The organism is Photorhabdus africana (assembly GCF_035181445.1).
Taxonomy (GTDB): Bacteria; Pseudomonadota; Gammaproteobacteria; order Enterobacterales; family Enterobacteriaceae; genus Photorhabdus; species Photorhabdus laumondii.
In genome coordinates this window covers 56,852-79,425 of record NZ_JAXBVE010000020.1, presented here as the reverse complement: position 1 = coordinate 79,425, position 22,574 = coordinate 56,852, and the positions used below count along the sequence as shown (strand labels likewise).

Genomic DNA, 22,574 nt, shown 5'->3' with positions numbered 1-22,574 from the left:
TGCCGGATCTAGAAGGTTATTACTTGGAGAGATGTATGAAGTATCGTTTGGGCGGAATCGCTCTTACCGCCGCATTACTAGTGGGATGCGCTAATTCATCTGATACTGTTGAACAGGGGCGTTCAGACCCATTGGAAGGCTTTAACCGTACAATGTTCAACTTTAATTATGATGTTCTTGACCCTTATGTTTTACGTCCAGTCGCGGTAGTGTGGCGTGATTATGTGCCAATGCCTGCTCGAAATGGTTTGGGTAATTTTCTGAGTAATCTCGAAGAGCCGGCTAATATGGTAAACAGTTTCTTGCGTGGTAACCCATATCAGGGAATGAAACATTTTAACCGTTTTTTCCTGAATACCATCTTGGGTATGGGGGGGCTAATTGATGTTGCAACGATGGCAAACCCTAAATTGGCAAAAGAAGAGCCAAAACGTTTTGGGAGTACCCTGGGCTATTACAAGGTGGGGTATGGTCCTTATGTTGTATTACCGGGCTATGGCAATTTCACCCTACGTGATGAATGGGGAAACTGGGCGGATATGACTTACCCAATGCTGAGTTATCTGACTATTTGGATGTCAGCCGGCAAGTGGGCATTTGAAGGGATTGAAACCCGTGCTCGTTTACTGGATTCTGATGGTTTGTTGAAGAACTCGTCAGATCCCTATTTGATGATGCGTGAGGCTTACTTCCAGAGTCATGATTTTATGGCAATCGGCGGTAAACTGGAAGCCACGAAAAATCCAAATGCTGAAGCATTACAGGATGATTTAGATAGTATTGATGATTGATAACTCCTTATTGGGTTTTTAACCGCGTAGATAAAAAAGGATAGCAATGTCGCTATCCTTTTTTAGAGTGGCATATTATTAGAATGCGTAGTTGAAGTTCACACCATATAGCCAAGCGGTGCCTTTAGCGCTGAATTCGTATGGTACGTTAGTTGGATCAGATTTGTTATCAGATAATCTCTCTTTGACAGTGACTTTCTGACCGTGCATATACGAAACGCCTACATCAACGGAAGCGTCTTTGTTAAATGCGTAAGTTGCACCCGCACTCAGCCAGAAACGGTCTTGATCAGGGATGGAGATAGAACGGTTTTCAGCCGGAATCGGGCTGTCATCAAAGGCGATACCCGTGCGGAATGTCCAATTGTCATCGTGATAATAAGTCGTACCTAAAGCAATACGGTAGGCATCTTTGAAGCCTTCATGTTTACTAAACAGAACTGAACCATCTTTTTTGCTAGTCCCTTTCAGTTCATCGAACTCACTCCAGCCTGCATATGCCAAGCTATAGTGGATAGCCCATTTAGGCGCTACACGGTTATAACCAGAAACTTCCCAGATATCTGGCAATTTGAGATCCAATTTACCGCCAATGGTTTGACCGCCGGTAGCAGGTAAATGTACTCCCGCTCTTTCCAGATTTTTACCTACTTGAACAGGTACGTCATTCTTATAATCACCGTCTTTAAACTTAATTTTAACTTTAGAACGGTAAGTCAAGCTGTAACGGTTATTTTCATCCACTTCATACATGATACCCGCGTTCCAGCCATAACCCCAATCTTTGCCTTCTAGGTTAGCAACTTCATCTGTTGGCTTTATGGCACCTTTCAGTTTCTGCGACAGAATACCCGCATGACGGACAATTTTTGCATCCGCGTAAACAGCGTTTAACCCTAAACCAAAGCTGAAGTGATCATTCAGTTTATAAGCACCGCTTAAGTTGAAGTTCAACGTTGTCAGGTCAGTTTTACCGCCGATAGGGCCTGCTTCATAGTTATTGCTAAAATCGGTTGCCAGGCCGAAATTGGTGGTGACCGAGGTACCAACAAACCATTGATCATCGATTGGCATAATGAAATGTATGTTAGGTATCCAAGCGGTAGGCGCGATATTTTTAGCGTTGGTACTTTTGCCCGTTATTGGGGATTTACCGGTAATATCAACATCAGGGTTGATATAGACAGCACCAATGGAAAATGATGGGCGATCAAACAGCGTCATCGCTGCTGGGTTACGACTTCCTACCGTTGCGTTGTCAGCAACAACGCCTTCCCCGGAAAAGGCACGGCCCAAAGCCGAAGTAGAAAATTCATTTAACTGGAAACCAGCAGCGCCAGCATTCGATGAAATTATTGCCACTGCAACCGCTAATGCTGAACGGGTGAACAGGTTTTTCTGGTTCATAACCAAAACCCTCTTGTTTATTATTTAACTATGCCACTTATCTTAGCAAGGAGCGCAGGATTGTAGGGTCGGTTTGTCCCGATGACAAATCAGACCAGTTGTGAAGTATAGGTCTGATAACAGTTGGTGTTGCAAGGATGTTTTCAAAATATTACCAAGTTGATATCAAAAACGCGACTCAGTTAACAAAAAAATGATTTTTGATATTAATAAAAACGTTTAAAAACGATTTTTTAAGATCAAATTTCGGCAGATAAATATTTTGTAAGGGGTAGTGCGAGTTTTCCGGTAGTTGAGAGGGATAAAATATTAAAATTCATTATGAATATTTTAGTAATGAAATTATGGCTAGTGTAATAGACCAGTGTCGCAAAAAAAGCTTGAGAACATGTTCGAATAAGTATTGAAACCATTTAGCCATTAAATAAATTAAAGTTGCGCTTCCTCTCATTTTTGATTTATTCAGGTTTGCTATTTATAAACATTACGCTAACAATGATCTATCAGGTCAGACCTGTCCAGATTGGTTGAAAAGTTTTTTCAGTAATTTGATTCAGTTAACGATAATCTTTCAGGAGCCGTTATGAGTCGTCCTTTAACAAAAGTGACACAGCAAGGTGATCGTATCGCCATTGTCAGTGGGCTACGTATTCCATTTGCTAAACAGGCAACATCGTATCACGGCATACCGGCTGTGGATTTGGGTAAATCAGTTGTCAGCGAACTCGTGACTAGGAGTGGTTTACTCCCTGAAAAGATTGACCAACTGGTGTTTGGGCAAGTAGTGCAAATGCCTGAAGCGCCAAATATTGCCCGTGAGATCGTTCTCGGTACTGGGTTAAGTGTGAGTACTGATGCTTACAGTGTATCCCGTGCGTGTGCTACTAGTTTCCAGGCGATTGCCAATGTGGCTGAAAGCATTATGGCTGGCTCGGTGAATATCGGGATTGCCGGCGGAGCAGATTCCTCGTCTGTATTGCCGATTGGTGTGACTAAATCTCTGGCTCGTACTCTGGTGGATATGAATAAGGCTAAAACGCTATCGCAACGCCTTAGGCTACTTAGTCGCCTTAAATTTCGCGATTTATTGCCTGTATCTCCGGCAGTAGCGGAATATTCGACAGGTTTGCGTATGGGAGATACCGCCGAACAGATGGCGAAGACTTACCGTATTAGTCGAGAGGATCAGGATGCATTGGCACACCGCTCCCATATTCTGGCAGCAAAAGCTTGGGAACAGGGGTTGTTAGTTGATGAAGTCATGACAGCTCACTTCCCACCGTACCGTGAAGCATTGCTTGAAGATAATAATATTCGTAGAAATTCTGTGTTGACCTCTTATGCGAAGCTGCGTCCGGCATTTGACCGTAAGTACGGCACGGTCACTGCTGCAAATAGTACACCGCTGACGGATGGTGCAGCGGCGGTCATATTGATGCGTGAATCAGTGGCTAAGGCATTGGGAACAAAACCGCTTGGTTATCTGCGCAGCTATGCATTCTCAGCCATTGATGTCTGGCAAGATATGTTATTAGGGCCATCATACGCCACGCCAATAGCGCTTGATCGTGCAGGTATTACACTGAAAGATCTGACTTTAATCGATATGCATGAAGCTTTTGCAGCTCAGACACTGGCAAACCTGAAAATGTTTGCCAGTGATGAATTTGCTCGTAATAAATTAGGGCGTGCTCAGGCAATTGGTGAAGTCGATATGGACAAATTTAATGTCTTAGGGGGTTCGATCGCTTATGGGCACCCATTTGCAGCAACAGGCGCTCGTATGGTGACGCAGGTATTGAATGAGTTGCGTCGTCGTGGAGGTGGCCTTGGGCTGACAACCGCTTGTGCTGCTGGCGGGTTGGGCACAGCTATGGTATTGGAGGTGGAATAATGACTCAGGCTCAGCATGATGCTGCACCTATCACTACGGGTACAAACCAAACTGCTTCTGTTTTCAATTTTGATGTCAGGCCAGATAAGATCGGCATTATCACCATTAATGTACCGGGAGAAAAGGTCAATACGCTGAAAGCAGAGTTTGTTGATCAATTTCTGAATGTTTTCAAGCAAGTTCAGCAATCTTCTGGTCTTAAAGGATTAATATTGATTTCCGGTAAGCCGGATACGTTTATTGCCGGTGCTGATATTTCTATGATTGCCGGATGTCAGACCAAAGAAGATGCGCGAGATTTGGCTGAAAAGGGTCAGAAACTATTTTCTCAGATAGCCAATTACCCTTTGCCTGTCGTTGCAGCAATTCATGGTGCTTGCTTGGGGGGCGGTTTGGAATTGGCGCTTGCATGTCATTGGCGTGTATGTTCACAGGATGATAAAACTCGTCTTGGATTACCGGAAGTTCAACTTGGGTTATTACCCGGCTCTGGTGGTACTCAGCGGTTGCCAAGGCTTATTGGTGTTAGTTCTGCGTTGGATATCATTCTGACAGGTAAACAGTTGCGGGCGAAACAGGCATTACGGCTCGGATTGGTGGATGATGCTGTGCCGTTGGATATTCTGCTGGACATTGCTATCGAAAAAGTCAAAAAGGGTATTCCTGTGCGTAAGCTTTTGCCATGGCAACAGCGGCTATTAGTTGGCCCCGTGGGAAGATACTTTTTGTTTAATATCGTTCGTAAAAAGACACTGGCGAAAACTCGTGGGCATTATCCTGCACCTGAACGAATTATTGAAGTTGTCAAAGAAGGTCTTGAAAAAGGCATGAGCCAGGGTTTACGGGCTGAGGCGGTGGCATTTGGTGAATTGGCAATGACACGGGAATCTGCTGCTTTACGTAATCTGTTTTTTGCTGCAACTTCGTTGAAGAATGAAACGGGGTCATCAGAGAAGCCGACGGAGATCAAGCGCGTTGGTATATTAGGTGGTGGTTTGATGGGCGGAGGCGTTGCGAATGTAACAGCCACCCGTGGCAAACTACCGGTGCGGATTAAAGATATTAATGAAAAGGGCATTAGCCAGGTATTGAAATATACTTGGGATTTGTTGTCCAAGCGCGTGAAGCAAAAACGACTACGCCCGGCAGAGCGTGCTCAACAAATGATGCTAATTTCAGGAACAGTGGATTATCGTGGTTTCGCACAAACCGATATTGTTGTTGAAGCAGTGTTTGAGGATTTGTCACTAAAACAGCAAATGGTGGCAGAAATTGAAACGAATGCTAAACCAGAAACCATATTTGCATCGAATACATCTTCACTACCTATCCATCAGATTGCTGAAAAAGCCCAACGACCAGAGCAGGTTATTGGTCTGCATTATTTTAGTCCAGTGGATAAGATGCCACTGGTGGAAGTTATTCCACATCAAGGGACCAGTGAGAAAACGATTGCTACAGCCGTTGCTTTGGCGAAGAAACAGGGTAAAACCGCTATTGTGGTAGGTGATAAAGCCGGGTTTTATGTAAACCGGATTCTTGTCCCTTATATTAGTGAAGCCGCGCATTGCCTGGTAGCAGGAGAACCTATAGACCATATCGATGGAGCACTGGTTAATTTTGGTTTTCCGGTAGGGCCGATTAATTTATTGGATGAAGTAGGTATTGACGTTGGTACCAAAATCATGCCGATTCTGGTAGAACAACTAGGTCCGCGTTTTGCCGCACCTGAATCTCTTGATGCTGTACTGAAAGATGGTCGTAAGGGTAGGAAAAATGGCCGTGGCTTCTATTTATATGCCTCAGGGTCCAGAAAATTCTGGCAGTTTGGTAAGAAAGGTAAAAAAGTGGATAGCTCAGTTTATACCTTGCTGAATATAACACCTGAGTCGCATATGCTCTCATCAGAAATTGCTCAACGTTGTGTGATGCTAATGCTTAATGAAGCTGTTCGTTGTTTAGATGAAGGTATTATCAGAAGTCCGCGTGATGGTGATATTGGGGCGGTATTCGGCATTGGTTTTCCGCCATTCTTTGGTGGTCCATTCCGTTATATTGATAGCCTTGGTTGTGCCAGAGTGGTGGAGATTCTGCGTAGGCTGGAAAGCCAGTATGGCGATAGATTTGTACCTTGTGAGTGTTTAGTGAAAATGGCTGAACAGAATAAAAGTTTTTATCCATAGTAGCCTGTGCTGCATTGATGAAAAAATAAATTCCGGTGCTGTTGAGGCACCGGAATTGTATTGAGTGTTTTTGAATAAAAAAGATCTCTTTATATACCCTATGGATTTCAAGATGCATTGCGGCGGCAAGGGAGCGAATTCCCGGGAGCATAGCGAACTATGTGACCGGGGTGAGTGAGTGCAGCCAACAAAGAGGCAACTTGAAGGATAACGGGTATATACCCAATGGATTTCAAGATGCATCGCGGCGGCAAGGGAGCGAATTCCCGGGAGCATAGCGAACTATGTGACCGGGGTGGGTGAGTGCAGCCAACAAAGAAGCAACTTGAAAGATGACGGGTATAGATTCAAGCAACATCTATTATTGGGTTGTCGTTCAATCATTTTATTTGTTTTTATTTTGAGTAGAATGCTTGTTCACCCTGTCTGAAATGCTTTTGTAGCAACAATTTTTATTGTATACCTTATGGATTTCAAGATGCATCGCGACGGCAAGGGAGAGAATCCCCGGGAGCATAGCAAACTATGTGACCGGTGTGAGCGAGCGCAGCCAACAAAGAGGCAACTTGAAAGATGACAGGTATAACTCAGATTGAGATTACTGATATTTATTAGTAGCAGGATAACTGCACTTACTCATTCATACGGTGGACTATGCAAATTTTTATTATGCGTCATGGTGACGCGGCTTTAGATGCAATTAGCGATGCTGCTCGGCAACTCACCCCTCGCGGTTGTGATGAATCGCAAAAAATGGCTTGTTGGTTAGCACAGCAAAAGCATCAGATTGATCTCGTATTAGTAAGTCCTTATATTCGCGCTGAGCAGACGTTACAGATTGTGCGTAAATCCTTACCTTTACCAGATGGTGAAGAGGTGTTGTTGGGGTTAACGCCGTCAGGTGATGCTGCTACAGTGAGTAGTTATCTCCAGTTTCTTGCTGAGCAAGGTCATAACGCGGTTTTAGTTGTCTCTCACTTACCATTAGTCAGCTACTTAGTTGCTGAGCTATGTCCGGCAGAAACACCACCGATGTTTGCAACTTCTGCAATGATATGCGTGGATTTAAACAGCCAGACTGGCAAAGGGACTCTTGTCTGGCAGGTTAGCCCGTCTCAATTGGCAGCAAAAGCCTAATAATTCAGCGGCGTATTGGCTCAAGGCTCATCAAGTTCGATAAGCATCAATAGTGCGGCGTTACCTCCCCATTCCTTTGGCGCTTGATGGAAGGCTATGATATCCGGGTGCTGGGCTAACCACAGAGGTGTTTGCTGTTTGAGAATGTGTTTTCCGTGGCCGTGCATGATGCAGGCACAATAGACATGTTCACGACGGCAAGCAGCGATCAAGGCTCCAATTTCCTGTTTTGCTTGCATTTGAGTTAATCCGTGTAAATCAAGAAACAGTTCTGGCAAATAGTCACCTCGACGTAATTTCTTCAATTCATAATGGTTTGTATCTCCCCTTACGTAACGGGTAGGGCCTTCGGTGTCAAGGTTGGGCTGAAATTCATCAGAAAAATAGTAGCTGGCATCAATTTGCTCTTGCTGAATTCGTTCAAGAGCAATATAGCTGGTTTTTTTGCTTCTGGGAGAATGTAAGACAGTATCCTGGTTGATGCGTTTAGTGCCTGCTACCGATTGTTGAAATAAGTGAATCTCTTCCTCATTCAGGGAGTATTTATTTTTCATCATTGCTCAGTTAATTAAACCATTTTGTGACAAGTGTACTGCATCTTTTTAACTATTAAACCTGATTATGTTTAATAAAACCTGATTTTACCGAGTTTGTGGTTTAAAAATGCTGATAAGAAGGTATATCCAGGTAGTTAATAAAATAATTTGACAATGATAGTTGGTTGGAAAATAAATGTATATACAATTGAAAACTTGATTTATACCCTATGGATTTCAAGATGCGTCGCGACGGCAAAGGAGCGAATCCCCGGGAGCATAGCGAACGATGTGACAGGGGTGAGCAAGTGCAGCCAACAAAGAAGCAATGTGAAAGATGACGGGTATATCAGATACAGACCAATACAGGATGCTGATCATGGTAATAGAACTGCGTGATACTGATATCATCTGGCGTAATGCAAGACTGGCAACAATGGATCCTGCTGTCAAGGCAGCTTACGGATTATTAAAAGAATATGATCTTGTCGTGCGGGATGACAAAATTTTAGCTATTTTGCCCACTGCAACATTACAGACGAGTCGTTGTCAGGTCATTGATGTCCAACAACGCCTAATTACCCCTGGTTTAATCGATTGTCACACCCATTTAGTGTTTGGTGGTAACCGGGCTTATGAGTGGGAACAGCGTTTAAATGGTATGTCCTATGCTGAACTCAGCGCTCAGGGCGGGGGAATTAATGCGACAGTTTCTGCGACTCGGGCCAGTTCTCATGAACAACTTGAGCGTTCTGCGCAACAACGTCTTGCTGCATTTATGGCCGAAGGTGTGACTACTATTGAGATTAAATCGGGTTATGGATTAAATCTGGAAAGTGAGGAAAAGTTGCTGCAGGTTGCGCAGCGCTTGGCGCGACATAACCCGATCGAGATCAGCCCCACATTGCTTGCTGCTCATACTTGTCCACCTGAATATAAGCATCATCCCGATGCTTATATGGATCTGATTTGCGAAGATATTCTTCCACAACTTTGGCAAAAAGGGCTGTTTGAGGCAGTAGATGTTTTTTGTGAAAGTGTAGGATTTAATCTGGCGCAAACTGAGCGGCTCTTTCAGGCGGCACAGCGTTGGAACATTCCAGTAAAAGGTCATGTGGAGCAGTTATCTCATTTAGGCGGGAGTGAACTGGTCGCTCGCTATCATGGTCTTTCTGTGGATCATATTGAATATTTAGATCAGGCGGGAGTTGAGTCACTCAGTCACAGTGGTACGGTAGCTGTTTTGCTTCCTGGTGCATTCTACTTTTTGCAGGAAACACAGCGCCCTCCTATTAATTTATTGCGGCAATTTAATGTGCCGATAGCTGTATCTACCGATTTTAATCCTGGAACCAGCCCATTTGCTTCTTTGCGAATGGCCATGAATATGGCATGTGTCCAATTTGGATTGACTCCTGAAGAGGTATGGTTAGGTGTAACCCGACATGCGGCTCATGCATTGGGCAGAGAACAGCATCACGGACAGTTGCGCGCAGGAGCTTACGCCGATTTTGTTGTCTGGGATGCAGAAAATCCCGTTGATATTTTCTATGAGTTGGGTCATAACCCTTTGAATACCAGAGTATTTCGTGGTGTTATGACGCATTCCAGCATATATAACAGATAAGGAGCGGTAAATGAATTTATGGCATGCTACTTCGCCGACTATTTGGCAAGGACGAAATGATTTGGCAGAAGCGAATAATGCACTACGGCTTTTTCAAACAGTTAAATTATCTCCGTATTTTACGCCGGAAGAATTTTCTCACTATATTGCTCTATTAGGGTTTGAATGTGATGAAGGTGTAAAGCGCAATCAGGGGAGGCCTGGTGCCAATCAAGGCCCTGATTATTTGCGGCAATCGTTGGCAAATATGGCGAGTCATAAAGGGCATGATAGATTGGTGGACTTTGGAAGTATTCGTGCTAATCCCAATCAATTGAGTGAGGCACAACAAGCCTTATCTGATGCCGTTACCCAATGCCAACGCCAGAATGTACGTACTTTAGTATTGGGTGGTGGACATGAAACGGCTTTTGCTCATGGCGTTGGAATTTATGATGCTTTTCCACATCAACGTGTTGGTATTATTAACTTTGATGCTCATCTCGATTTACGGCAGTCGCCGCAGCCCACTTCTGGTACACCATTTCGTCAACTTGCTGAATATTGTCAGCAACATCAACGTCTATTTCACTATACTTGCATTGGCGCAAGTTTGGCGTCTAATACTCAGGCATTGGTGGATGAAGCAAATCGCTTGAATACCACGATTATCTGGGATAATCAATGTCGTGAAACTATGCTGGACAAGGTGCAACAGCAGATACAAGATATACTCCAGCAAGTTGATTTGATTTACATGACGATCGATTTGGATGTATTACCTGCTTATCAGATGCCAGCCGTCTCTGCGCCAGCCGCATTGGGGCTGCCATTGGAGCGCCTTCTGCAATTAATTCAGCCAATTTGTCAGAGCGGTAAACTACAGGCGGCTGATTTGGTTGAGCTCAATCCAATATTTGATATACAAGGTATCGGTGGAAGAGCAGCAGCACGCCTTGCCTGGCAATTAGCACATTGGTGGTATTGATTATTTAAAATAACAGTACTATTGTGCTTTCTATTTTTGGCAAAGATAGCTTGATAAAGTGAGTGTAATTAATCACTTAATATTTTTACAGCATAAGGAATTTATTGTGACAACGCACTTATCAGGCTCATTTGCCAAACCTGCGCCTCTGTATGCCAAAGTGAAACAATCCATCATTGAAAAAATCTACACTGGTGAATGGAAATCAAATGATCGTGTTCCCTCTGAAGCTGAATTGGTTAAACAGTTTAACTGTAGCCGTATGACTGCTAACCGTGCGCTGCGTGAGTTGACTGCTGAAGGGCTATTAGTACGGCTGCAAGGTGTGGGATCGTTTGTCGCCGAACCAAAAGGGCAATCTGCGTTGTTTGAAATTCACAGCATTGCTGATGAGATTTCAGCTCGTTCTCATCAGCATCGCTGTAAAATATTAAAATTATCCGAGCTGGATGCGGATGTGAAACAGGCCGCTGAATTGGACATTATCGCGGGTACGCCGATTTACCATTCAGTTATTGTCCACTATGAAAACGATATTCCTGTTCAGATAGAAGATCGTTATGTCAATGCTCAAGCGGTGCCTGATTATTTGCAACAGGATTTTACGAAACTTACGCCACACGATTATTTGTCAATGATTGCACCTCTAACGGAAGGTGAACACATTGTGGAAGCGATTGCTGGCGATCCTCGATCCTGCAAGTTGTTGCAAATTGAGTCAGGGGCTCCCTGTTTATTAATTAGTCGCCGAACTTGGTCGACTCATTACACTGTTTCCAGTGCCAGGCTGTTATTTCCCGGTAATCGGTATAAATTGAAAGGACGTTTCAACTCATAGCTATATCCTTTCACTCACAACTGATTTTTTTCCGTATGAGCTGCACGTAAAGACACAGGCTATCAGTTTCATAGAATACAGCATGGAATAGATTCGGAAGACTGGAAACCCTTTTTTGGCATCGGTTCTGGTGTAAAAGAAATGCGGCTAAGAGACAGTACAGGTATTTATCGCATTATGTATGTTGTTAAATTTGATGAGGCTATTTTACGTATTACATAGTTTTCAGAAGAAAACTTAACAAACGAATAAACAGGACAAGGATATCGCTAAAGTGCGATACAACGCAGTTATCCAGCATCGGGGAAATATCAAATGACCACTAAAATTGACACTAAAATTCGTAGGGTAACTCCAGCCGGACGTAATATATTTTCTAAATTAGGTTTTACTGAGCAAGAGGCTCAACAACTTCATACAACTTCTTTACAAGAAATAGAAAACACTCTGCAAATTAAAGAGCGGTTAATGGAAGAAATTACTTTATGGATTGTGGATGAAAAAATGAAACAAGCTGAAGTAGCAGAGATGTTATACATTTCTCGTCCAAGAGTGTCTGACGTTGTGAATAAAAAAGTAAATAAATTCACCATTGACGCATTGGTTAATATGTTAATCCGTATAGGGAAACCTGTTCAGATTACGGTAGGTTAAGGCACATATATTGACAATTTAAAATAGGAGGCACTTAGAATGGGTGCCTCTTGGTATTTCAAAATGATTCAACCTTTCGGTTCAATACCACGTGCCAGCAGCTCTTTGCGCAAAATTCGTTTTATCCATGTTGCTAAAGATGTATCACCATCTTTCTTCATTTCTGCTTCAAGCTGGAGACGAAATGCCTCTGTTAACCTCATAGGAAATTGAGGAGATCTTTTATTTTGTATTGGCAAGGTATATACCCTATGATTTAATGCTACTGTATATACCAGTATATATTTAAAGAGTTTCAAAAACAACGGCGCTTGGTAGTGTCTCACCATTAATCGGGTTTCTAACCACAACATTATTGGAGTTAATGCTATGGCTAACGCTAATAGTAACATACGCGCACATTCAAAGCCCTATATACCCGTCATCTTTCAAGTTGCTTCTTTGTTGGCTGCACTCGCTCACCCCGGTCACATAGTTTGCTATGCTCCCGGGGATTCACTCCCTTGCCGCCGCGATCCATCTTGAAATCCATTGGGTATATAAATAGCTTTCCATAATACTGATACACCTATGCCTTTTGTTTTCTTTTTGAACAACATTGGTTCTGTAGCCTATCTCATTGATTCTACGGACCGCTTGGATGAAAAGGCTGTATATTTTGGTACACAAGGGCTGGTTGGAAGTGGCGCATAATTATGAAAACTTATTTATTTCAGCATTAATTTAATAGGCATTGGCATAATCTATTATAGCGTCATTACAGATAATCTTGCAATCTTTCAACACTCTTCCTCATGGAAAAATAGTTAACATAATATTTATTGGCTAATGATTCACTTTCTATTAATTCTCTATATACTCAAGCGCATATATTTGTCACCAACCTTACTGCCTATCCCAATAGGGCTATTTTATTTGCCATTTTGAACCTGGGCAGTGCTCAAAATCCTCACGTACTACGTGTACGCTCCGGTTTTTCCGCGCTGTCCGTGTTCAAACTGCCTGCAACAATTACGCCTATTGAGATAGGCTCTTATTCTTATAAATTTACTTTCGGAAATTATTATTATCTTTACTTATCGTACTATAATCATACTCTTTTGCGGCGTAATAATGATTGTCATTTAAATTAATGTCTATATTGTATAACAAGCTTTTTAATTAGGGCAAGATCGCTAATGTTTTTTTAATCACAAATAAAGAATAAATCAATTAATTCGAAAAAAGAGCGCTAAAAACTTTTCTCAGAGGTCAAGTTGAGTAAAATACAGACAATGTAATTGCTGACAAAGTAATGCCGTCATGATTACTCGTTCTGCTTTGAAAAAAGACAGGCCAGCGATCGAACACCATCATCGAAAAATGGATGAACTGGGTATGCAATACGGGTTATGACTGTAGTACTAGGAAAGCCTTTCCTTCCTTAAATCATATTTTTATAAAATTAATGTAAATAATTTGTGATTGTAAACACAAAAATAAGAAAAATATGATTCATTGATAATTAGATAGAAATAATATTAACAAATTGATTTATAAGAAAATAAGAATAATAATCCTATAGATATATTATTTTGGTTAATGGTTTGGCCTATTGAATATACATGTATATACAACTATACATTTAACAAATGTCCAAAGATCAAAAGGAGCCAGACCGTGACCGCCCAAAATAGTAAATTCCGTAATGTCGGTATCCGGGCACCCAGAGGAACACAATTAACAGCCAAAAGTTGGCTAACCGAAGCTCCTCTGCGCATGTTAATGAATAATCTTGATCCAGAAGTTGCTGAAAACCCTTATGAACTGGTGGTGTATGGTGGTATTGGTCGGGCTGCTAGAAATTGGGAGTGTTATGACAAGATTATTGAAGCACTGAAAAATCTGGAAGACGATGAAACGTTGTTAATCCAATCGGGTAAGCCAGTTGGGGTATTTAAAACCCATAGCAATGCTCCACGGGTACTCATTGCAAATTCGAATTTGGTGCCGCACTGGGCGACTTGGGAACACTTCAACGAGCTGGATGCTAAAGGGCTGGCGATGTACGGTCAAATGACGGCGGGTAGCTGGATTTACATTGGCAGCCAGGGAATTGTTCAAGGCACCTATGAAACGTTTGTGGAAGCTGGCCGCCAGCATTATAACGGTAATTTACAGGGCCGTTGGGTGTTAACTGCTGGTTTGGGTGGTATGGGGGGAGCACAACCGCTGGCTGCAACACTGGCTGGAGCGTGTTCGCTAAATATTGAGTGTCAGCAGAGCAGGATTGATTTCCGCCTGCGTACTGGTTATGTCGATGAACAAGCGAAAGATCTGGATGATGCCTTGGCTCGGATCGAAAAATATACTCAGGAAGGTAAAGTCATCTCTATCGCACTGTGCGGTAATGCCGCTGAAATTTTGCCAGAATTAGCCCGTCGTGGCGTACGCCCGGATCTGGTCACTGACCAGACAAGTGCACACGATCCTCTCAATGGCTATTTACCGAAAAACTGGAGTTGGGAAGAATACCGCCAACGTGCTATTTCAGCACCGGAAGAGGTTATCAAAGCAGCAAAATCTTCAATGGTGGAACATGTTAAGGCGATGTTGATTTTCCAGCAGCAGGGCATTCCTGTTTTTGATTACGGCAATAACATTCGCCAAATGGCATATGAAGTCGGCGTAGAAAATGCTTTCGATTTTCCTGGTTTTGTTCCTACTTATATTCGCCCGTTATTTTGCCGTGGTATCGGGCCCTTCCGCTGGGTAGCGCTTTCTGGTGATCCACAGGATATCTATAAAACTGACGCCAAAGTTAAAGAATTACTCCCCGATGATCAACATTTGCATCATTGGCTAGATATGGCGAGGGAACGCATCAGCTTTCAGGGGTTACCTGCCCGTATTTGTTGGGTTGGTTTAGGGCAACGAGCCAAACTGGGGTTAGCGTTTAACGAAATGGTGCGCAGTGGCGAACTTTCTGCACCGATTGTTATTGGTCGTGACCATCTGGATTCCGGCTCTGTAGCCAGTCCGAACCGCGAAACTGAATCCATGTGTGATGGCTCTGATGCCGTTTCGGACTGGCCGTTGTTAAACGCCTTACTTAACACTGCCAGCGGTGCTACCTGGGTTTCTCTGCATCATGGCGGTGGTGTCGGCATGGGTTTCTCACAACATGCCGGTATGGTGATTGTTTGTGATGGAACTGATGAAGCCGCAGAACGTATAGCACGGGTGCTACATAACGATCCGGCCACCGGGGTTATGCGTCATGCTGATGCAGGTTATGAAATCGCTATCCATTGTGCCAAAGAGCAAGGATTAGACTTGCCGATGCTTAATACAAAGTAAGGAACATTATGAAGCAGCTAACTATTTATCCAGGAAAATTAACCCTTGATGAACTACGTCAGGTTTATCTACAACCGGTAAAAATCACGCTGGATAGCCAAATTTTTCCTGCTATCGAACACAGCGTGGAGTGTGTTAATGCGATTCTTGCTGAAAATCGCACTGCCTATGGGATTAATACCGGGTTCGGGCTATTAGCCAGTACACGGATTGAAGAAGATAATTTAGAAAAACTACAGCGCTCGCTTGTCGTCTCTCATGCTGCCGGGGTCGGTGAAGCGTTGGACGATAATATGACCCGGTTGATCATGGTATTGAAAATTAACAGCCTCTCCCGTGGTTACTCAGGTATTCGTCTCACCGTTATTCAGGCATTAATCGCGTTAGTCAATGCGGAAATTTATCCTCATATTCCCTGTAAAGGATCGGTGGGGGCTTCTGGTGATTTAGCACCGTTGGCACATATGAGCCTGTTATTACTTGGGGAAGGGCAAGCGCGTTATCAGGGCGAATGGCTGCCAGCCAAAGAAGCACTGGCAAAGGTCAATTTACAACCCATTACATTAGCGGCTAAGGAAGGTTTGGCATTACTCAATGGAACCCAAGTATCCACTGCTTTTGCGTTACGTGGATTATTTGAGGCAGAAGATCTGTTGGCGGCAGCGATAGTTTGTGGTTCTTTATCCGTAGAGGCGGCATTGGGTTCCCGTAAACCGTTTGATGCTCGTGTACATGCGGTACGGGGGCAACAGGGGCAGATCGATGTTGCTGCATTGTATCGTCATGTATTAGAGGAGAGCAGCGAACTATCAGATTCTCACATCAATTGTCCCAAGGTACAGGACCCTTATTCATTACGTTGTCAGCCACAAGTCATGGGTGCTTGCCTGACTCAGTTGCGCCATGCCGCGGATGTCATTCTGACTGAAGCTAATGCCGTATCTGATAACCCATTGGTGTTTGCTGAGCAGGGAGAGGTGATTTCCGGTGGTAACTTCCATGCTGAACCTGTTGCAATGGCGTCTGATAATTTGGCTCTGGTATTGGCAGAGATAGGTGCATTGTCAGAACGACGTATTGCGTTATTGATGGATTCACATATGTCACAGCTTCCGCCTTTTCTGGTTGAGAATGGTGGTGTGAATTCAGGTTTTATGATTGCACAAGTGACGGCAGCAGCACTTGCCAGTGAAAATAAAGCATTGGCACACCCGGCGAGTGTTGACAGTTTACCAACTTCGGCCAATCAGGAAGATCATGTATCAATGGCACCGGCTGCGGGACGCCGTTTATGGGAGATGGCAGAAAATACCCAAGGTATTCTGGCAATTGAATGGTTATCTGCCTGCCAGGGGATCGATTTCCGCAATGGTCTGAAAAGCAGCCCGATTTTGGAAGAAGCGCGTGTTATTTTGCGAGCGAAAGTAGATTATTACGATCAGGATCGTTTTTTTGCACCTGATATTGATGCTGCTGTGAAATTATTAGCTGGGCAACATCTCTCCTCATTACTTCCTTCTGGACAGATATTACAGAGTAAAAATAACCGTTAAATAAACCAATGGCCGGCGCCTGGCCGGCCTGATTGTCACATTTATCTTTCTCATAAAACCCAATAATAAAAGATAAGAGGGTGAATCATGCAAGCTTCATTACAACTAGAGCGAGGACTCAATGCGCGCCATATTCGGTTTATGGCGTTGGGTTCTGCGATTGGTACAGGTCTTTTTTATGGTTCTGCTGAAGCAATAAACATGGCTGGTCCGGCGGTATTGTTAGCTTATTTAGTGGGCGGTGCTGCTGTCTTTATGGTTATGCGTGCTTTAGGGGAAATGGCAGTCCACAGACCGGATGCAGGCTCTTTCGCCAGTTATGCTCATCAATATTTAGGCCCGTTACCCGGATTTATTACCGGCTGGACTTATACTTTCGAAATGATCATCGTTTGTCTGGCGGATGTGACTGCTTTTGGCATTTATATGGGGCTATGGTACCCGGAAGTGCCGCGTTGGATATGGGTACTTAGCATTATTTTCATTATTGGCGCACTCAATCTTTGTAAAGTCAAAGTATTTGGTGAAATTGAATTTTGGTTATCAATTCTGAAAGTTGCTGCAATCAGCGCCATGATTATTGCTGGAACCGGTATTATTCTGTTTGGTTTTAGCGGTCATTTTCAGGCAACGGGAGTTCAGAATCTGTGGCAACACGGCGGGTTTATGCCGAATGGGCCGGGAGGCATTATTGAGTCTCTGGCTGTTGTGATGTTTGCTTTTGGTGGTATTGAAATCATTGGTATTACATCCAGTGAAGCTAAAAATCCGGCGAAAGTGATCCCGCAAGCGATTAACTCTATCCCGTTTCGTATTCTTCTGTTTTATGTACTCACTATTTTTGTATTAATGGCGATTTACCCTTGGAACAGCATCGGCCAAGAAGGTAGTCCATTTGTCGCAATATTTCAGGGATTAGGTATTGGTTCGGCGGCGAATATTCTGAATGTTATCGTCATTACGGCGGCAATTTCGGCCATTAACAGCGATATTTTTGGTGCCGGTCGTATGATGTACGGTATGGCTGAGAAAGGATTAGCTCATAAAAAATTTATGCATTTAAGCCGTAACGGCGTGCCTTGGGTGACGATCATGGTGATGACACTGGCATTATTGTGTGCTGTGGTTCTCAATTATTTGCTCCCTAAACAGGTATTTGTCATTGTTGCTTCGATTGCGACTTTTGCCACTGTGTGGGTCTGGTTAATGATTTTGTTATCTCAATTTGCTATGCGCAGAAAAATGTTACCGGGAGAAGCACAAAAATTACAATTCCCGGTACCGATGTGGCCTGTTGCACCGATTTTGACCATCGTGTTTATGATATTTATTATTGCTGTTCTCAGTTACTTCCCTGCGACACGAATTGCGCTCTATGTGGGAGGCGCATGGATCGCGCTGTTAACATCCGCCTATTATTTATGGATACGAAAAAATATCATTATTGTGAGCGCTCAATCAGTCAAAGAAACACAGTGTTAAATATGTAGAAACCAAACCGTCTTGTTGTTGAATAAGACGGTTTGCACCGAAAATTAATTAAAAATCTGCAATAAAATATCTGGGTTGCCTTTTTAGTTATCGTTCCTTAATTCATTGCTAGCTCAACATTAGTACTTAAAATTCTATATCATTAACCTGATATAAAGCTGATTTGTTTCAGTGATCGTGGCAAACTAGCAGGCTAATGAATTTGCAGGGCTGGAGGCGCTTTTGGACAAGATTTTTATCGATGAGGCAGTAGCTGAGTTATATACCATTCAGGATATGTTGCGCTGGTCTGTTAGCCGGTTTAATGCGGCGAATATTTATTATGGGCACGGTACAGACAATCCTTGGGATGAGGCACTGCAACTGGTTCTTCCAACACTGTTTTTGCCATTGGATATCCCACAAGAGATGCTGACTGCGCGACTGATATCCACTGAACGTCATCGTATTATCGAACGGGTATTGCGCCGTATTAATGAGCGTATTCCAGTTGCTTATTTGACTAATAGAGCGTGGTTTTGTGGTCATGAATTTTATGTTGATGAGCGGGTTTTGGTTCCGCGTTCACCAATCGGTGAATTAATTAATAATGAATTTGCAGGATTGATCCCTGAGCAGCCCGCCAATATTCTCGATCTCTGCACGGGTAGTGGTTGTATTGCCATTGCTTGTGCATATGCTTTCCCGGAAGCGGAAATAGATGCCGTGGATATTTCCGCAGATGTGCTGGCCGTGACTGAGCAGAATATTCAGAATCACAGCCTTGACCACCGGGTCATTCCGATTCGTTCTGATCTGTTCCGCGATATGCCACCGGTTAAATACGATCTTATTGTCACCAATCCGCCTTATGTCGATGCCGAGGATATGAGCGACTTGCCGGAAGAGTTTCGCCGTGAGCCTGAGTTAGGTTTGGCGGCGGGTTCAGATGGTTTGAAATTAGCACGCCGTATTCTGGCAACTGCGCCAAATTTTCTTACTGAACGAGGTGTGTTGATTTGTGAGGTTGGCAACAGTATGGTGCATTTGATTGAACAATATCCTGATGTGCCATTTACTTGGTTGGAATTTGAATATGGTGGTGACGGCGTATTTATGTTGACACGTCAACAGTTGGTTGAACATCACGAACATTTTCGCTTATTCAAAGATTGAATAGGTTATAGCTGCGGTAATAATGCAAAACGGGCAGAGTCAAATAAAAGCACGATTAACAGGAAGGAATTGGGATGGCGGGAAATAGTATCGGGCAATTTTTCCGGGTCACCACTTTTGGCGAATCTCACGGTTTGGCGTTGGGATGTATTGTCGATGGTGTGCCACCGGGCATTGCAATCACAGAAGCTGATTTGCAAGTTGATTTAGATAGGCGTCGTCCGGGAACTTCCCGTTATACAACGCAGCGCCGTGAGCCGGATCAGGTTCGCATTCTTTCTGGTGTATTTGAAGGGGTAACCACTGGCACCAGTATTGGTTTACTCATTGAAAATACTGATCAGCGTTCTCAGGATTACAGTGCTATTAAAGATGTATTTCGTCCAGGCCATGCCGATTACACTTATGAACAGAAATACGGTATCCGAGACTATCGTGGTGGTGGCCGCTCTTCTGCTCGCGAAACGGCAATGCGTGTTGCGGCAGGGGCAATCGCGAAAAAATATTTGCTGGATAAATATGGTATTCGTGTCCGTGCTTGCTTGACCCAGATGGGCAATATCCATTGCCAATTGAAAGATTGGGAACAGGTGGAACAAAACCCATTTTTCAGTCCTGATGAAACTAAGCTTGAACAACTTGATGCCCTGATGCGTGAACTGAAAAAGGCAGGGGACTCTATTGGCGCGAAAGTGACCGTGGTCGCGGAAAATGTTCCGGCTGGATTGGGAGAGCCGGTTTTCGACCGTCTTGATGCTGATATTGCTCATGCGCTGATGAGTATTAATGCAGTAAAAGGTGTTGAAATTGGTGATGGTTTCGGCGTTATCAATTTACGTGGCAGCGAAAACAGAGATGAAATAACTGCTCGGGGATTCACCAGTAATCATGCGGGAGGAATTCTGGGTGGTATTAGCAGTAGCCAACCAATTATTGCCCATATTGCGTTGAAGCCAACCTCTAGCATTATGGTGCCGGGTAAAACGATTAATCGTCAGGGTGAAGAAGTGGAAATGGTCACTCGTGGTCGCCATGATCCTTGTGTTGGTATCCGTGCTGTACCGATTGCAGAAGCTATGATGGCGATTGTGCTGATGGATCACCTATTACGCCAGCGGGCGCAGTGTGCTGATGTCGAATCCAGCCTTCCTCGCTGGTGAATTTGAGAATGAAGCTAGCCTTGAAAATCCCAGAGACTGAAATGGGTAGCTTAATGTTGATAAGCGGCTTCTTGTGATGGGATGAAATATGGACTGGTTATTGTCATTAGGTGCGGAAGTTTACGTTCTGCTCTTTCTGGTTGCAGTGATGGCTGGATTTATTGACTCGATTTCTGGTGGCGGCGGTCTATTGACCATCCCAGCGCTGTTATCCGTTGGTGTCTCTCCGGTGCAGGCGTTGGCGACCAATAAGTTGCAGGCAGTGGGAGGCTCCTTCTCAGCCAGCCTCTATTTTGTTCGTTACGGTGAGGTTGATCTCAAATCTCAACGCTTTGCCATACTGATGACATTACTTGGCTCAATGGTTGGTGCAATTATTGTCCAGTTTATAAAACCAGATTTTCTCTGCCAGCTATTACCAGTTTTGGTTATTATCATTGGTCTTTATTTCCTTTTGACGCCAGCCATTGGTATAGAAGATCGCCATCGTCGCCTGACGCCGGTGCTCTTCGCCTTGCTTGTCGGGAGTGGGCTTGGTTTATATGATGGCATATTTGGCCCCGGTGTTGGCTCGTTTTATGCGTTAGCTTATGTTGTGTTGTGCGGCTATAACCTGGCGAAATCCACTGCTCATGCTAAGGTACTGAACTTTGCTTCTAATATAGGTTCACTGGCGCTTTTTATCCTTGGCGGTCAAGTTTTGTGGGTATTGGGCCTTGTGATGTTGGCAGGGCAGGTGATTGGTGCGAGGTTGGGCGCAAGTTTGGTTTTGACTCATGGGCAGAAGTTGATTCGCCCTATGATTGTCATTATCTCTTTTTTGATGAGTATTAAGTTACTGAATGATAATCACGGCGATACGATCCGTAGCTGGCTGGCATTTTATTTCTGATTCAGGGTTTTGTTTTTAATTCATGATAACGCATAACTATCAACAACTTATTGATATTTTTAATCGCCATTTTGGTAACGAATACAACACGCGTTTGGTTAAAGGTGACAACGAACCTATTTACCTGCCGGCAGATGAAGAGGTCTCCTATAACCGGATTGTGTTTGCTCATGGTTTCTACGCCAGTGCATTACATGAAATTGCTCATTGGTGCATTGCAGGTAAAGAACGCCGTAAACTAGTGGATTTTGGTTACTGGTATTGCCCGGATGGGCGTGACGCACAGACGCAAAGTGAATTTGAAAAAGTAGAAATTAAACCACAAGCACTTGATTGGTTGTTTTGTACTGCGGCGGGTTTTCCGTTTAATGTCAGTTGTGACAACCTTGAAGGGGATTTTGAACCTGACAGATTAGCTTTTCAGCGTAAAGTTCATGCTCAGATCATGGATTATTTAGCGCAGGGGATACCTGCAAGAGCGGAGTGCTTTATTCAGGGGTTGCACTCGTTCTACAATACGCCCCCATTGAAAGCGGAACATTTTCCCTATCCGGAAAATATATTCGCAGATTGAGAATACTGAATTTGAGGAAAAATAATGCTCGCTAAGTTTGAAACGCGTATTTTGGCGCAAATTGATGACATGGTAGATCATGCCAGTGATGATGAATTGTTTGCTGGTGGTTATCTCCGCGGGCATCTCACTTTAGCGGTAGCAGAATTGGAGCAGGAAGGTGCGCATACGGCTGAACAGCTTCATGACCGTGTTGAAGAAAGTATCCAAAATGCGATTAAAGCGGGAGAATTGGCACCACCGGATCAGATTTTGGTTCTTAATACCTGGCAGCGCCTATTGGATAACGCTAAAACTCAATAATTTTATTAACAGGCAGAAAACGAACTGTACTAGCCAAATTCATATGAATATCTGATAGTTGGTGGTGCAGTTC

The 22,574-nt window shown here is 43.6% G+C and carries 20 protein-coding genes; 17 read left to right on the top strand and 3 right to left on the bottom strand.

What is annotated here, in order from left to right:
• Nucleotides 1–35: 35 nt before the first annotated feature.
• Nucleotides 36–791: a phospholipid-binding lipoprotein MlaA gene (gene mlaA, locus SLS51_RS13145; protein WP_323839107.1), complete on the top strand. Its 756-nt coding sequence runs from the start codon at nucleotides 36–38 to the stop codon at nucleotides 789–791.
• 78 nt (nucleotides 792–869) lie between these two features.
• Here the strand turns inward: mlaA and fadL are convergent, their stop codons facing one another.
• Complete coding sequence (fadL, locus tag SLS51_RS13140) at nucleotides 870–2,198, bottom strand: long-chain fatty acid transporter FadL (RefSeq protein WP_323839105.1); 1,329 nt, start codon at nucleotides 2,196–2,198, stop codon at nucleotides 870–872.
• A gap of 583 nt (nucleotides 2,199–2,781) precedes the next feature.
• Between fadL and fadI the strand changes: the two genes are divergently transcribed.
• The 3 genes from fadI to sixA all read left to right on the top strand — a co-directional run bounded on the left by fadI (nucleotide 2,782) and on the right by sixA (nucleotide 7,412).
• A complete protein-coding gene (gene fadI / locus SLS51_RS13135; protein WP_323839103.1) occupies nucleotides 2,782–4,092 on the top strand; it encodes an acetyl-CoA C-acyltransferase FadI in 1,311 nt (436 codons plus the stop codon).
• Complete coding sequence (gene fadJ, locus SLS51_RS13130; protein ID WP_323839101.1) at nucleotides 4,092–6,275, top strand: fatty acid oxidation complex subunit alpha FadJ; 2,184 nt, start codon at nucleotides 4,092–4,094, stop codon at nucleotides 6,273–6,275. The genes fadI and fadJ overlap by 1 nt, the downstream gene beginning before the upstream one ends.
• A 654-nt stretch (nucleotides 6,276–6,929) precedes the next feature.
• The gene (gene sixA, locus SLS51_RS13125; protein ID WP_323839099.1) at nucleotides 6,930–7,412 is read left to right on the top strand and encodes a phosphohistidine phosphatase SixA; all 483 of its coding nucleotides are present in this window, start codon (nucleotides 6,930–6,932) and stop codon (nucleotides 7,410–7,412) included.
• 20 nt (nucleotides 7,413–7,432) lie between these two features.
• On the opposite strand, the gene smrB is transcribed toward sixA, so the two are convergent.
• The gene (smrB, locus tag SLS51_RS13120) at nucleotides 7,433–7,966 is read right to left on the bottom strand and encodes an endonuclease SmrB (RefSeq protein ID WP_323839124.1); all 534 of its coding nucleotides are present in this window, start codon (nucleotides 7,964–7,966) and stop codon (nucleotides 7,433–7,435) included.
• 361 nt (nucleotides 7,967–8,327) lie between these two features.
• On the opposite strand from smrB, the gene hutI reads away from it, so the two are divergent.
• The 5 genes from hutI (at nucleotide 8,328) to SLS51_RS13095 (ending at nucleotide 12,034) form a co-directional block, all read left to right on the top strand.
• The gene (hutI, locus tag SLS51_RS13115; protein ID WP_323839097.1) at nucleotides 8,328–9,575 is read left to right on the top strand and encodes an imidazolonepropionase; all 1,248 of its coding nucleotides are present in this window, start codon (nucleotides 8,328–8,330) and stop codon (nucleotides 9,573–9,575) included.
• A 10-nt stretch (nucleotides 9,576–9,585) separates the two neighbouring features.
• Nucleotides 9,586–10,542 (top strand): formimidoylglutamase, encoded by a 957-nt coding sequence (gene hutG, locus SLS51_RS13110; RefSeq protein WP_323839095.1) that lies wholly within the window; start codon nucleotides 9,586–9,588, stop codon nucleotides 10,540–10,542.
• Nucleotides 10,543–10,648: 106 nt separating this feature from the next.
• Complete coding sequence (gene hutC, locus SLS51_RS13105) at nucleotides 10,649–11,380, top strand: histidine utilization transcriptional repressor HutC (RefSeq protein ID WP_323839093.1); 732 nt, start codon at nucleotides 10,649–10,651, stop codon at nucleotides 11,378–11,380.
• A 75-nt stretch (nucleotides 11,381–11,455) separates the two neighbouring features.
• The gene (locus tag SLS51_RS24680; protein ID WP_439126880.1) at nucleotides 11,456–11,602 is read left to right on the top strand and encodes a type II toxin-antitoxin system RelE/ParE family toxin; all 147 of its coding nucleotides are present in this window, start codon (nucleotides 11,456–11,458) and stop codon (nucleotides 11,600–11,602) included.
• Between the two features lie 93 nt (nucleotides 11,603–11,695).
• Nucleotides 11,696–12,034, top strand: coding sequence for a helix-turn-helix domain-containing protein (locus tag SLS51_RS13095; protein ID WP_323839091.1), 339 nt, complete (start codon nucleotides 11,696–11,698; stop codon nucleotides 12,032–12,034).
• Between the two features lie 68 nt (nucleotides 12,035–12,102).
• On the opposite strand, the gene SLS51_RS13090 is transcribed toward SLS51_RS13095, so the two are convergent.
• A complete protein-coding gene (locus SLS51_RS13090) occupies nucleotides 12,103–12,426 on the bottom strand; it encodes a hypothetical protein (protein ID WP_323839089.1) in 324 nt (107 codons plus the stop codon).
• Between the two features lie 1,267 nt (nucleotides 12,427–13,693).
• Between SLS51_RS13090 and hutU the strand changes: the two genes are divergently transcribed.
• The 8 genes from hutU (at nucleotide 13,694) to SLS51_RS13050 (ending at nucleotide 22,501) form a co-directional block, all read left to right on the top strand.
• On the top strand, nucleotides 13,694–15,373 hold the full coding sequence (gene hutU / locus SLS51_RS13085) for a urocanate hydratase (protein ID WP_323839087.1): 1,680 nt from the start codon (nucleotides 13,694–13,696) through the stop codon (nucleotides 15,371–15,373).
• Nucleotides 15,374–15,381: 8 nt separating this feature from the next.
• Nucleotides 15,382–16,926 carry a histidine ammonia-lyase gene (gene hutH / locus SLS51_RS13080; protein ID WP_323839085.1) on the top strand — a complete coding sequence of 515 codons (1,545 nt, stop codon included), beginning with the start codon at nucleotides 15,382–15,384 and terminating at the stop codon, nucleotides 16,924–16,926.
• Nucleotides 16,927–17,013: 87 nt separating this feature from the next.
• The gene (locus tag SLS51_RS13075) at nucleotides 17,014–18,408 is read left to right on the top strand and encodes an amino acid permease (RefSeq protein ID WP_323839083.1); all 1,395 of its coding nucleotides are present in this window, start codon (nucleotides 17,014–17,016) and stop codon (nucleotides 18,406–18,408) included.
• A 231-nt stretch (nucleotides 18,409–18,639) separates the two neighbouring features.
• Nucleotides 18,640–19,572, top strand: coding sequence for a 50S ribosomal protein L3 N(5)-glutamine methyltransferase (prmB, locus tag SLS51_RS13070; RefSeq protein ID WP_323839081.1), 933 nt, complete (start codon nucleotides 18,640–18,642; stop codon nucleotides 19,570–19,572).
• Between the two features lie 74 nt (nucleotides 19,573–19,646).
• On the top strand, nucleotides 19,647–20,732 hold the full coding sequence (gene aroC, locus SLS51_RS13065) for a chorismate synthase (RefSeq protein ID WP_323839079.1): 1,086 nt from the start codon (nucleotides 19,647–19,649) through the stop codon (nucleotides 20,730–20,732).
• Nucleotides 20,733–20,820: 88 nt separating this feature from the next.
• Nucleotides 20,821–21,624 (top strand): sulfite exporter TauE/SafE family protein, encoded by an 804-nt coding sequence (locus SLS51_RS13060; RefSeq protein WP_323839077.1) that lies wholly within the window; start codon nucleotides 20,821–20,823, stop codon nucleotides 21,622–21,624.
• A 22-nt stretch (nucleotides 21,625–21,646) separates the two neighbouring features.
• Nucleotides 21,647–22,198, top strand: a complete 552-nt coding sequence (locus tag SLS51_RS13055) for an elongation factor P hydroxylase (RefSeq protein ID WP_323839075.1) — start codon at nucleotides 21,647–21,649, stop codon at nucleotides 22,196–22,198.
• 24 nt (nucleotides 22,199–22,222) lie between these two features.
• A complete protein-coding gene (locus tag SLS51_RS13050) occupies nucleotides 22,223–22,501 on the top strand; it encodes a YfcL family protein (protein ID WP_323839073.1) in 279 nt (92 codons plus the stop codon).
• Nucleotides 22,502–22,574: the final 73 nt, after the last annotated feature.